The following is a 12,537-nucleotide window of genomic DNA, read 5'->3' on the forward strand; positions in this document are numbered from 1 at the left end:
GCCCACCCACCGCAACGAAGGACGTCGATGTCCAGCCTGCACCCCCTCTCCCACGCGCAGCAGTCGCTCTGGTTCCTCTACCGGCTGGCGCCGGACGCCGCGGTCTACAACACCGGGGTGGCCCTCACCGTCCGCTCCGCCGTCGACCTGCCCGCCCTGGAGCGGGCGATCGAGGCGACCGCCGAGCGGCACGACATGCTCCGCTCGCTCTTCGCCGAGCACGACGGCCGGGCCGCCCGCACCGTCGCCGACCGGCACCCGCTGGGCCTGGAACTGCGCGAGCTGCCGGGGCTGACCGACGAGCGCTTCCGCACCGCGGTGCGGGACGCGCTGCGCGAGCCGTTCCGGCTGGAGCGCGACGGCGCGTTCCGCTTCGTCCTGCTGCGCCGCGGCGCCGAGGACGCCGTCCTGCTGATGGCCGGCCACCACATCGGCACCGACGCCACCTCCAACTGGCTGATCCTGCGCGACCTGCTGCAGAGCTACCGGCGGCTGGTCGACGGGCGGGAGCCCGACCTCGAACCCCTCACCGCGGACTACGACGACTACACGGCCCGGGAGCGCGACCTGCTCGGCTCGCCGCGCGGCGCCCGGATGGAGCAGTACTGGCACGATTTCTGCGCCGGGGCGATCCCGGCCGAGATCCCCACCGACCGCCCCCGGCCGACGAGTCCGGGCTACCGCGGCAGCACCCACCACCTGGACCTGAGCGGCCCGCGGGTGGCCGGGCTGCGCGAGCTGGCGCTGGCCGACGGGGTCTCGCTGTTCTCCCTCCTGCTCGGGATCCTCCAGGGGCTGCTGCACCGCTACACCCGGCAGAACGCCTTCCTGGTCGGCGCGCCGACCACCACCCGGCTGAGCCCGGCGACCCGCGAGGTGGTCGGGAACTTCATCAACACCCTGCTGTTCCGGGCCGACCTGGCGCCGGGGGCGAGCTTCCGCGACGCGGCCCGGGCCGCCGACGCGCAGGTCAAGGCGGGCCTCGGCCGGGTCGGTTACCCGTTCGAGCTGCTCACCCGGACGGTCAACCGGCCGCGGACCGGCGCCGGCTCCGCGCTCTGCCGGATCACCTTCAACGTGATCGGCACCAGCAGTCCCGACCCGCTGCTGAGGCTGCTCCTGGACGCGGCCGACGGCGCACCGGCCGAGTTCGCCGGACTGCGCATCGCGCCGTTCGAACTCCCTCAGGCAGAAGGCCAGTTGGACCTCGCGGTGAATGTGCGGCAGAGCGTGGACTCGCTGGCCGTCGACTTCCGCTACGACGTCGACCTGTTCGACGAGGCCACCGTCGAGCGGTTCGCCGGCTACTTCGTCCGGGCCGTCGACGCGGCCCTGGCCGACCCGGACGCCGGCGTCGCGCGCCTCACCCTGGTGGACGCGGCCGCGATGGACCGGATGTTCGGCTTCGCCACCGGGGGAGGGCGGCGCGTTGGCTGAGATCGTCCACCGGACCCTGCGGGTGGCCGGCCGGCGGATGCACGTCGCCGAGGCCGGCGAGGGGCCGCTGATCGTGCTGGTGCACGGCTTCCCCGAACTCTGGTACTCCTGGCGCCACCAGCTCACCGGGCTGGCCGAGGCCGGCTACCGGGTGGTCGCCCCCGACATGCGCGGCTACGGCCTCAGCGAGTGCCCCGCCGAGGCCGACCAGTACACCATCCACCACCTGGTCGGCGACGTCGTCGCGCTGATCGGCGCGCTCGGCGCCGACCGGGCGGTGGTGGCCGGGCACGACTGGGGCGCCCAGGTCGCCTGGCACACCGCGCTGATGCGCCCGGACCTGGTCCGCGGCGTGGCCGGGCTGAGCATCCCCTACCGGCCGCGGGCCGGCCTGCCGCCGCTGCCCGCGATGCGGCGCGCCATGGGCGAACGCTTCTACATGCTGTACTTCCAGGAACCCGGCGCGGCCGAGCGGGAGCTGGAACGCGACGTGCCCGCCGCACTGCGCCGGTTGCTGGCCGGCACCAGCGGCGGCGCGCCGCCCTTCGACCCGGTCGTGCCGGACGGCGGCGGCTTCCTCGACCTGTACCCGGAGCCCGACCGGCTGCCCGGCTGGCTGACCGAGCCGGACCTCGCCGTCTACGCCGAGGCGCTCGGCGCCACCGGCTTCACCGGCGGCCTGAACTGGTACCGGAACCTGCACCGCAACTGGGAGCTCACCGCGCCGCTCAACAAGGCCGCGATCCAGGTCCCGGCGCTCTACCTGGCCGGTACGGACGACTTCGTGGTCCGCGGCCAGGACCCCGACCGGCTGGCGGACGAGCTGCGGCGCTGGGCGCCCCGGCTGCACCGCAGCGTGCTGCTGCCCGGCTGCGGCCACTGGACCCAGCAGGAGCGCCCCGCCGAAGTCACCGCCGCGCTGGCCGAGTTCGCCGCCTCGCTGGACTGACCGGCACCCCGTCACCACCCCCACGATTTCCGACCCTCCCGAGGAGTTACCACCATGACCACGTCCATCGAGCAGACCCACGACCTCACCGAGCTGCGCGCCTGGCTCACCGAGCGGGTGGCCTTCTACCTGGAGATCCCGGTCGAGCAGATCCGGCCCGACGTCAAGCTCGTCGAGTACGGCCTGGAGTCGGTCTACGCCCTCGCCCTGTGCGGCGACGCGGAGGACGAGTTCGAGGTCGAGCTGGAGCCCACCCTGGCCTGGGACTACCCCACCATCGACGCCCTCTCCGGCCTGCTCGCCGAGAAGATCGCCGAGCGGGCCTGACCCCGCACCGGCAGAGAGGAGGACGACCATGCGTGCCGCCATCACCCGTGGGGGCGCACTCGTCGTCGAGGAGGTCCCGGACCCGGTGCCGCAGGCCGGACAGGTGCTGGTCCGCACCCTGGCCTGCGGCATCTGCGGCTCGGACCTGCACGCCCTCGACGACCCCGAAGCGTTCGGCGACGTCATGCGCCGCACGGGCGGGAGCACCCACGACATCCGCGAGGGACTCGTGCTCGGCCACGAGTTCGCCGCCGAGATCGTCGACTACGGCCCGGGCACCGTCCGGGCCCTGCCGACCGGCACCGTGGTGTGCGGCCCGCCGATCGGCTTCGGACCGCAGGGCAGCGGGATCATCGGCTACACGCCGGCCTTCCCCGGCGGCTTCGGCGAGTACATGCTGCTCTCCGAGGCCTTCACCATGCCGGTGCCCAACGGGCTCGACCCGAAGACCGCCGCGCTCACCGAGCCGTTCTCGATCGCCGCCCGGGCCGTCCGGCGGGCCGAGGCGGCCCCCGGCTCGGTCGCCGTGGTGATCGGCCTCGGCCCGGTGGGCCTGGGCATCGTCGCGGTGCTCAAGGCCAGGGGCCTCGGCCCGGTCGTCGCGGTGGACTTCTCGCCGCGCCGCCGGGCCCTCGCCGAGCGACTAGGCGCCGACATCCTGATCGACCCGGCCGTCGAGTCCCCGTACGACCGCTGGACCTCGCTCGGGGTGATCCCCGGAATGATGGACCGGATGGCCGCCGAGTACCGGGGCGTGCGAATCAAGGACGCCGTCATCTTCGAGTGCGTCGGCACGCCCGGCATGCTCGCCCGGGTCGTGGACGGGGCACCGGCCGGCGCCCGCATCGTGCTCGTCGGCGTCTGCCTGCGCCCGGACACCTTCGACCCCGGCGTGGCCGTCGGCAAGGAGCTGGACATCCGCGGCTCCTTCGGCGGCAGCCCGACCGAGTACCGCCAGACCCTGCGCGACATCGCGGAGGGCCGGATCGACGCCGGCGCCGTGATCACCGGGGTGACCGGCCTGGACGGACTGGCCGGGGCGATCGCAGAACTGGGCGAGCCGGACCGCCACGCGAAGATCATCGTCGATCCTTCGCTGGACCGGTTCGTCGTCTGACCCAGCCAACCAAGCGTGGAGGACCAATGCTCGTCGACACGTCTGAACAGTCCGCGGCGGTGGGCCTGCTGGAACGCCCCGACCCGGCCGACCTCGCCCCGCCGTCCACCTACCGACGACTCCTCGACCTGTTCCACCGGGGTGACATCGCCTACCGGCTGATGGACCACCCGCCGGAGGGGCAGACCACGCTCGCCAGCGAGCTGCGGGGCCACGAGCTCTCCGCCGCCGCCAAGTGCATGGTGGTCACCGTCACCAAGGGCGGCCGGCCCGCCCGCCACGTGCTGGCCGTGGTACCCGGCGACTGCCGGGTCGACCTCAAGCAGGTCGCCCGGGTGGCCGGCGGCGGCAAGGCGCGGTTCGCCGACCAGGGCGTCGCCGAGGCGCTCGGCGCGACGGTGAGCGGGACGATCACCCCGTTCTCCTTCCACCCGGACCTCCAGGTCCTCGCCGACCCGGCCCTCTTCGACCAGCCGGAGCTGTACTTCAACGCCGCCCGGCTGGACCGGTCGGTCGCGATCAAGTCGGCCGACTACCTGCGGCTGGCCCGCCCCCAGGTGGTCCCGATCACCTGATCACCACAGGGCTCCACACCGGTGGCACTCCTTCTCGACAAGGGGTGCCACCTTCCCTTTTCCCCGGAACGGGCGCGACATGACACTCCTTCGGCCTGCCAACTACGGTGGGCGCATGACAACCGGCACAGCCCCGCGGCGGCTGCTCACCCTCGCGCTCCGCCGCGCGCCGTGGTCGGTGCGGGTCTGGCGGGACATCGTGTTCCTCTGCCTGGGCGTCCCGCTCCAGCTGGCCTCCTTCTCCCTGGTGGCGGTGCCCTGGCTGCTGTTCGTCGAACCCGCCGACGACTGGCTCTACTGGCCGCTGGAGACCACCCAGCTGATGCTGACCGTGGTCGGACCGCTCGCCTTCCTGCTGCTCTCGGTCACCGCCCTGAACGAGGCGCAGCACCGCCGGTTCCGCTACCTGCTCGGCGAGTCGATCCCGCGTGCCGCCCACAGCACGATCCGGCTCAGCTGGCGCGGGCTCGCCACCTCGGTCCGCTCGCAGGCCGCCTGGCGCCAGCTCGGCTACCACGTCCTGGTCGGGCCGGTGCTCGGGCTCGCCGGGCTCGCCGTGCTGGCCGGCTGGCTCTACGCCATCGCCCTGGCCGGCGCCTACGGCTGGATCTGGGCCCTGCCCGAGCAGGTCCGCCAGCGCGCCGCCGTGTTCACCGCCGGCGGCCTGCTGCTCGTCCTCGTGATGCCCTGGGTGACGGCGCTGGTGGTCGGCGCGGACGGCTACCTGGCCCGCCGGCTGCTCGGGCCCAGCCGGGCCGAGCGGCTCGCCGAACGCGTCGACGACCTGACCGAGGGCCGGAACGGCCTGGTGGCCGCCGCCGACGCCGAACGGCGCCGGATCGAGCGCGACCTGCACGACGGCACCCAGCAGCGCCTGGTCGCCCTGGCGATGACCCTCGGCCTGGCCCGGGCCACCCTGACCGACGCCGGGCCGAACGCGAAGGGCGTCATCGACAAGGCGCACCGGGAGGCGCTGGAGGCCATCGCCGAGCTGAAGCACCTCGTCCGCGGCCTGCACCCGGCGGTCCTGGACGACCGCGGCCTGGACGCCGCGCTGTCCGGGGTCGCCGCCCGCGCCCCGCTGCCCGTCGACCTGGCGGTCACGGTGGACCGCCGCCCCGCGACGGCCATCGAGTCCGTCGCCTACTTCGTCGTCGCCGAGGCGCTCAACAACGTCGCCAAGCACGCCCGCGCCGAGCGCGCCGCCGTGCGGGTGGACCGCGTCGCCGACCTGCTGCGCGTCGTCGTCACCGACGACGGTGTCGGCGGCGCCGACCAGAGCCGGGGCACCGGCATCGCCGGCCTCAGCCGTCGCGCCCGCTCGGTGGACGGCACCTTCCGGATATCCAGCCCCGTCGGGGGCCCGACCACCATCACCGTGGAGCTGCCGTGCGCGTCGTGATCGCCGAGGACTCCGTCCTCCTGCGAGTCGGCCTGACCAACGTCCTGGAGACGATGGGCTTCGAGGTCGCCGCCGCCGTCGGCGACGCGGAGGAGGTGCTCCTCGCCGTCGAGGAGCACCGGCCGGACGTCGCCATCCTCGACGTCCGGATGCCGCCCTCGCACACCGACGAGGGCGTGCGGGCCGCGCTGGTGATCCGCCGTCGCTGGCCGGAGACCGCCCTGCTGCTGCTCTCCCAGTACGTCGAGGAGCGCTACGCGGCCGACCTGGTCGCCACCAACCCCAGCGGCATCGGCTACCTCCTGAAGGAACGCGTCGCGCACGTCGAGGAGTTCGTGGACGCGCTGCGCAAGGTCGCCGCCGGCGGCACCGCGCTCGACCCCGAGGTCGTCTCGCAGCTGCTGCTGCGCCGGCAGAGCGGCCCGCTCGACCGGCTGACCGAGCGGGAGCGGGAGGTGCTCGCGCTGATGGCCGAGGGCCAGTCGAACTCCTCCATCGCCGCCGCGCTGGTGATCAGCGACAGCGCCGTCGGCAAGCACATCAACAGCATCCTCACCAAGCTCGACCTGCCCCGCGAGGACGCCGGCGGCCACCGCCGGGTCCGCGCCGTGCTGCGCTTCCTGGAAGGGCGCTGACCGGCTGGGTCCCCGAGCCCGGTCGGGCCTGGTCGGGCCGCGCTGTCCGGTCCGGGTCCGGTCGGGCCGCGCTGTCCGGCCCGCCCGGACCCGTTCCGCCCCGAGGGCCCCCGCGGTCGTACCGACCGCGGGGGCCCTCGGGCGTTCCGCCGCTAGTGGACGGTGCCGACGCCGGTCACCACCCGCTGGGCGCGGGTCCGCAGCTCGTCGAGCACGTCCTCGGAGTCCGGCGCGGACCCGCCGGACACCAGGGCGGTCACCGCGTGGCTGTCGAAGCCCGCCGCCAGCAGCAGCCGCCAGTCCTCCGGCGTGGCCTGCACGTGGGTGACGCGCTGCGCGTCCACCAGGGCGACCAGCGCCGCCGGGTCCGCGGCCTCGGCCTCGGACGCCAGCACCACCCGGGCGCCGCCGGTGAGCGGCAGGTGCAGCTCCGCCGCCGCCCGCAGGCCCGCCCCCGGAGCGGCCGCCAGCCAGGCGCCGCGCCGGATCCCGCCGAGCTCGGCCCGGACCTTCTCCAGCAGCCGGCCCAGCTCACGGTGGTCGACCGGCACGCCGTCCAGCAGGCAGGCCGCCCCCTCCGGCGAGGCCGCGAGCGGCAGCGCCCCGGCCGGCCGGGCGGCGAGCGGCGCCGCCTCGTCGTCCAGCCGCAGCACCCCGCCGGTGAAGCCCCCGGCCACCGCCCGATCGGTGATCAGGAAGGTGACCCGCGGGTCGACCTGCTCCGCCGCGGCGGCCGGGTCGATCAGCTGGTACGCGGCGCCGGCGCGCCAGACGCCCTGGAGCACCGGGACCAGCTCGGCCCGGCGGGCCAGCGCCACCCCGACCACCGCACCCGGGCCGACCGCGAGCGCGGTCAGGTGGTGCGCGATCCGGTTGGCGTACTCGTCCACCTCGCGGTAGCTCAGCGTGCGCCCGGACGCGACCACGGCCACCGCCTTCGGCGTGCGGGCCGCCTGCTCGGCGATCAGCCCGACCGGCAACGGCTGCTCCAGCTCGGCCGCGGGCGCACCCGCCGACGCCGTGGGGGCCGGCAGGTAGCCGGCGGTCGCGTCCCCGTCCGGGTCGGCGGCCATCGCCTCCAGCACCAGCCGGTACATCGCGACGAGCTGCGCCAGCTGCGCCCGGCCGAGCGCGCCGGCCCCGGTGCTGAGCCCGATCCGGCCGCCGGTGGCGATCACGGTCAGGGCGAACTCGTTGGAGCCGTCGTTCATCGAGGCCCGGACGTCCACCGCGCCGCGGTCGACCTGGTGGAAGTCGAGGAACTCGAACATCACGCTCAGCGCCGCCCGGCCGGGCCCGGCCGCCCGCTGGATGGCGGGCAGCGGGTAGCGGCGGTGCGACCAGAGCTCGGTCTCGGTGCCGAAGACCCGCGCCACCAGCTCGCGCCAGGTCTTCGCGCCCCGGGCGGCCGGGAAGGGCAGGGTGTTGAGGTGCATGCCGAGCACCCGCTCCGCGCCCGGTGCCTCCAGGCGGCCGTGGTAGACCACGCCCGTGTGGAAGGCCGGGGCCGTGCTGAGCGAGCCCATCACCGTGAGGTGCGCGGCGAGCAGCACCGTCTTGAGCGAGGTGTTCGCGCCGACGGCGAGCGCCCGCAGCCGCTCCTCCAGGTCCGCGTACTCGACGTTGAGCAGCAGTGACCCGGCGCTCCGGTCCCGCCAGGTGGCGGGCAGCTCCAGCGGGCTGTGCCGGTCGACCACGTCCTGCCAGAAGGCCTGGTCGGCCGGGTCGGACAGGGCGGTCAGCTCGGCGGCGACGTAGTCCGCGTACCGGACCGCGGGGGCCTGGTAGGCGGCCGGCGTCCCGCCGTCGCGCAGCGTCCGGTAGGTGTCGAGCACCTCCATCAGCAGCGAGTTGAGCGTCCAGCCGTCGGTGACGGCGTGGATGTGGCTCGCGGTGACCCGCCAGGCCTCGTCCGACTCGACGTGCACGGCGATCCGCAGCAGCGGCGCGGCCGTCAGCTCGAACCCGCGGGCCCGCTCCTCGGCCACGTAGCCGCGCGCCCGCTCGGCCCGCTCGTCCTCGGTCAGGCCGCGCAGGTCGTGCACGGTGACGGGGACCTCGGCGGTGGCGTGCACCAGCTGGAGCGGCCGGCCGAACCCGGTCAGGTGCACCGAGGTGCGCAGCAGCTCGTGGCGGTCCGCCAGCAGTGCCAGGGCCCGCCGCAGCGCCGCTTCGGCGAACGGCCGGGTGTCCGGGATCCGGAAGGAGTTGATGTGGTGGTAGGCCGTGCCGCCCTCGCCCGCCATCAGCTCGACGAGCATGCCGGTCTGGATCTGGGAGAGCGGGTAGGCGTCGACGACGTCGGCGGGCAGGGCCGCCCGGTCCTCCTCGTCGACCAGCGCGAACGGCTCGACGGCGGTGATCAGCGACCGGCCGTCGCCGCCGGGCAGGGCCGCGGCCAGGGCGGCGACGGTCCGCCGCTCGAACACGTCGCGGATGGTCAGGTCGTGGCCGGCCTCGCGCAGCGCGCCGACCAGGCGGACGGCCCGGATCGAGTCGCCGCCGAGGTCGAAGAAGCTGTCCTCGACACCGACCTGCGCCAGGCCCAGCACCTCGGCCCAGACCGCCGCCAGGGCGGCCTCCAGCTCGGTGCGCGGTGCGAGGTGGTGCTCGCCCACGACGCTCACCGCCTGCTCCGGCGCGGGCAGCGCCCGGCGGTTCACCTTGCCGTTGGTGGTCAGCGGGATCCCCGCCAGGGTGACGAACGCCGCCGGCACCATGTAGCCGGGCAGCGCCGCCGCCAGGTCCGACCGCACCGCGGCGAGGTCCGGGGCGGCGGAGCCGGCCGGCACCAGGTAGGCGACCAGCGACTTCTCGCTGGCCTCGTTCCGGTGCACGATCACGGTCGCCTCGTCCACCAGCGGGTGCTCGCGCAACCGGGCCTCGATCTCGCCCAGCTCGATCCGGAAGCCGCGGACCTTCACCTGGCCGTCGATCCGGCCCAGCGACTCGTAGCGGCCGTCGGGCAGGCGCCAGGCGAGGTCGCCGGTGCGGTACAGGCGGGAGCCGGCCGGGCCGTACGGGTCCGGCACGAACCGCTCGGCGGTCAGCCCGGGGCGGTTCAGGTAGCCGCGGGCCACGCCCGGGCCGCCCACGTGGATCTCGCCCGGCACGCCGTCCGGCACCAGGTGCCCGTTGGCGTCCAGCAGGTGGATCACGGTGTCGGCGACCGGCAGGCCGATCGGGGACGCCGCCCGGGGCAGGTCCGACTCCGTCACCCGGTGGTAGATCGAGTGCACGGTGGTCTCGGTCGGCCCGTAGATGTTGATCAGGGCCGTCCGCACGCCGAACTTCGCCGTCCAGGGCGCCAGTTGCGACATGTCCAGGCGCTCACCGCCGAACACGACCGCACGCAGCCCCAGCCGGTCGACGCGCGGGTCGCCCTCCTGCACCAGCCCGGTCAGCGAGCGGAACGCGGACGGGGTCTGGCAGAGCACGGTGACCCGCTCGGCCACCAGCAGCTCGACCAGCTCCTGCGGCGACCGGGCGACCATCGCGGGGACGACCACCAGGCGGCCGCCGTGCAGCAGCGGGGCCCAGATCTCCTTGACCGAGAAGTCGAAGGCGTAGGAGTGGAACAGCGCCCACACGTCGTCCGCGGCGAACGGGAAGTCCGCACGGGTCGCACCGAACAGGCGCGGCACGTTGGCGTGCGCGGTGCCGACGCCCTTCGGCAGGCCGGTCGAACCGGAGGTGTAGATGACGTACGCCAGGTTGTCCGGGCGCACCCCGGTGGCCGGGGCGGTGGCCGGGCGGGCGTCGATCGCGGCCCGGTCGGCGTCCATCAGCACCCGGGCGCCCGCGAACTCGATCGGCTCCAGGGCGGAATGGGTCACCAGGATCGGCGCCTTGGCGTCGGCCAGCATGTAGGCGAGACGGTCGGCCGGGTTGGCCGGGTCCAGCGGCAGGTAGGCCGCACCGGACTTCAGGATGCCCAGCAGGGCGGGGACGAGGTCCGGGCCGCGCTCCAGCGACAGGCCGACGACCCGCTCCGGCCCGGCGCCCAAGGCGATGAGGTGGTGGGCGATGCGGTTGGCCCGCTCGTCCAGCTCGGCGTAGGTGAGGCTCTGATCGCCACTGGTCAGCGCGACGGCGTCCGGGGTGCGGGCGGCCTGGGCGGCGAACAGCTCGTGCAGGCAGCCGGCGGCCTGCCGCTCGACCGGTGCCCGGAGCACCGGGACGAGCCGTCGGTCGGCCTCGGCCAGCGGGACGGGCAGGGCGTCACCGTCGGCGTCGGCGGCCATCGCCTCCAGCACCGACCGGTACATCGCGCCCAGCCGCTCCAGGTTCTCCCGGCTCATCGTCGAGACCGCGGCCCCGAGGCTGAGCCGGCCGACCCCGGCGATCGCCATCAGGCCGAACTCGTTGCGGCCGTCGTTCAGGCCACCACCGGTGTCCACCGTGCCGGTGTCGACCTGGTGGAAGTCCTGGTGGTCGAAGAGCACGGTGAGCAGGTCGCGGGTGTTCCCGGCGGCGCGCTGGATGGCGGGCAGCGGGTACCGGCGGTGCGACCAGATCTCGGTCTCCGTCGCGTAGGTCCGCTCGACCAGTTCGCGCCAGGTCTTCGCGCCCCGGGTGGTCGGGAACGGCAGGGTGTTGAGGTGCATGCCGAGCACCCGGTCGGCGCCCGGCGCCTCCAGGCGGCCGTGGTAGACCACGCCGGTGTGGAAGGCGTCCTCGGCGGTGAGGCTGCCCATCACCTTGAGGTGAGCGGCCAGCATGACGCTCTTGAGCGAGGTCTTCGCCTCGGCCGCCAGCCTGTGCAAGGCCTCCTCCAGGTCCGCGAACGGCACGCCGATCGAGTGGCGCTGCTCCGAGTCCTCGGCGCCGGCCCAGGTGGCCGGGATCCGCAGCGGGGTGTACCCGTCCACGACGTCCTGCCAGAAGACCTGCTCCTCGGTGCTCGCCAGGGCGGCCTCCTCGGCGGCGACGTAGTCGGCGTAGCGGACCGCCGGGGCCACGTGGGCGGCCGGCTCGCGGCCGTCCCGCAGCGCCTGGTAGCAGCCAACCAGCTCCATCAGGAAGGAGTTGATCGTCCAGCCGTCGGTCACCGCGTGCAGGTGGCTGACCGTCAGGCGCCAGGCCTCGGCCGACTCGATGTGGACCGCCAGGTGGAGCAGCGGGCCGTTCACCAGGTCGAACCCGGCCGTCCGGGCCGCGGCGACGAACGCGCGGCCGTGGGCTTCCTGCTCGGACTCGGTCAGGCCGCGCAGGTCCTCGACGACGAACGGGATCTCGACGTCGGCGTGGACGAGCTGGAGCGGCCGGCTGTAGCCGGTCAGGTCGACCGAGGTCCGAAGGATCTCGTGCCGGGCCGTGACCAGGCCGATGGCCTCGCTCATCGCTGCGGCGTCGAAGGCGTTCGCGTCCGGCAGACGGAAGGAGTTGATGTTGTGGTAGCTGTTTCCGCCGTCCGCCGTGAGCATCTCGACGAGCATGCCGGTCTGGATCTGGGAGAGCGGGTAGGCGTCGACGATGTCGGCCGGGAGGGCCTTGCGGTCGTCGTCCGAGATCTGGGTGAAGGGCTGGACGGCGGTGATGAGGGATTCGCCGGTGCCGTTGCCGGGGAGGGCTGCGGCCATGGCGGTGATGGTGCGCTGCTGGAAGACGTCGCGGATGGTGACGTCGTAGCCGGCGGCGCGCAGGGCGCCGACGAGGCGGACGGCGCGGATGGAGTCGCCGCCGAGGTCGAAGAAGCTGTCGTGGATGCCGATGCGGGGGAGGTCGAGGACCTCGGCCCAGATGGTGGCGAGGCGTTCTTCGAGGGGGGTGCGGGGGGCGGTGTAGTGGGTGGTGGTGGGGGTGTCGAGGTCGGGGGTGGGGAGGGCGCGGGTGTCGATCTTGCCGTTGGGGGTGAGGGGGATGGTGTCGATGGTGAGGTAGGTGGTCGGGACCATGTAGTCGGGGAGTTTGTCGGCGAGTTGGGCGCGTAGTGCCTGGGTGTCGATGGTGGTGTGGGTGACGAGGTAGGCGGTGAGGCGCTTGTTGCCGGGGCTGGGTTCGCGGACGGTGACGACGGTGTCGGTGATGTGGGGGTGTTCGCGCAGGCGGGCTTCGATTTCGCCGAGTTCGATGCGGTAGCCGCGGATCTTGAC

General features: G+C 74.2%; 8 protein-coding genes. 7 read left to right on the forward strand and 1 reads right to left on the reverse strand.

The annotated features are described in order from the left end of the window. Positions 1-27 precede the first annotated feature (27 nt). From ACZ34W_RS04915 to ACZ34W_RS04945, 7 genes are all read left to right on the forward strand, one after another. Positions 28-1,437: a condensation domain-containing protein gene (locus ACZ34W_RS04915; RefSeq protein WP_465601858.1), complete on the forward strand. Its 1,410-nt coding sequence runs from the start codon at positions 28-30 to the stop codon at positions 1,435-1,437. A gap of 37 nt (positions 1,438-1,474) precedes the next feature. Beyond that, on the forward strand, positions 1,475-2,386 hold the full coding sequence (locus ACZ34W_RS04920; protein ID WP_329492188.1) for an alpha/beta fold hydrolase: 912 nt from the start codon (positions 1,475-1,477) through the stop codon (positions 2,384-2,386). A gap of 54 nt (positions 2,387-2,440) precedes the next feature. Continuing rightward, positions 2,441-2,713 (forward strand): acyl carrier protein, encoded by a 273-nt coding sequence (locus ACZ34W_RS04925; protein WP_329488959.1) that lies wholly within the window; start codon positions 2,441-2,443, stop codon positions 2,711-2,713. Between the two features lie 28 nt (positions 2,714-2,741). Further along, positions 2,742-3,830 (forward strand): zinc-binding dehydrogenase, encoded by a 1,089-nt coding sequence (locus ACZ34W_RS04930; RefSeq protein WP_465601861.1) that lies wholly within the window; start codon positions 2,742-2,744, stop codon positions 3,828-3,830. 26 nt (positions 3,831-3,856) lie between these two features. After that, positions 3,857-4,405: a YbaK/EbsC family protein gene (locus ACZ34W_RS04935; RefSeq protein WP_465601864.1), complete on the forward strand. Its 549-nt coding sequence runs from the start codon at positions 3,857-3,859 to the stop codon at positions 4,403-4,405. Between the two features lie 115 nt (positions 4,406-4,520). Continuing rightward, a complete protein-coding gene (locus ACZ34W_RS04940; RefSeq protein WP_352296464.1) occupies positions 4,521-5,807 on the forward strand; it encodes a sensor histidine kinase in 1,287 nt (428 codons plus the stop codon). Beyond that, the gene (locus tag ACZ34W_RS04945) at positions 5,795-6,442 is read left to right on the forward strand and encodes a response regulator transcription factor (RefSeq protein WP_329488963.1); all 648 of its coding nucleotides are present in this window, start codon (positions 5,795-5,797) and stop codon (positions 6,440-6,442) included. The genes ACZ34W_RS04940 and ACZ34W_RS04945 overlap by 13 nt, the downstream gene beginning before the upstream one ends. Before the next feature lie 152 nt (positions 6,443-6,594). Here ACZ34W_RS04945 and ACZ34W_RS04950 read toward each other — a convergent pair. Next, positions 6,595-12,537 (reverse strand): amino acid adenylation domain-containing protein (locus ACZ34W_RS04950; protein ID WP_465601869.1); only part of this gene is annotated, 5,943 nt, incomplete at its 5' end.

It is taken from the genome of Kitasatospora sp. NPDC022856 (genome assembly GCF_055561235.1).

Bases quoted from the DNA above. Each gene is read 5' to 3' on its own strand.
- ACZ34W_RS04920 (WP_329492188.1), top strand. From the start codon at position 1,475: ATGCACGTCGCCGAGGCCGGCGAGGGGCCGCTGATCGTGCTGGTGCAC.
- ACZ34W_RS04915 (WP_465601858.1), top strand. From the start codon at position 28: ATGTCCAGCCTGCACCCCCTCTCCCACGCGCAGCAGTCGCTCTGGTTC.
- ACZ34W_RS04940 (WP_352296464.1), top strand. From the start codon at position 4,521: ATGACAACCGGCACAGCCCCGCGGCGGCTGCTCACCCTCGCGCTCCGC.
- ACZ34W_RS04935 (WP_465601864.1), top strand. From the start codon at position 3,857: ATGCTCGTCGACACGTCTGAACAGTCCGCGGCGGTGGGCCTGCTGGAA.
- ACZ34W_RS04930 (WP_465601861.1), top strand. From the start codon at position 2,742: ATGCGTGCCGCCATCACCCGTGGGGGCGCACTCGTCGTCGAGGAGGTC.
- ACZ34W_RS04925 (WP_329488959.1), top strand. From the start codon at position 2,441: ATGACCACGTCCATCGAGCAGACCCACGACCTCACCGAGCTGCGCGCC.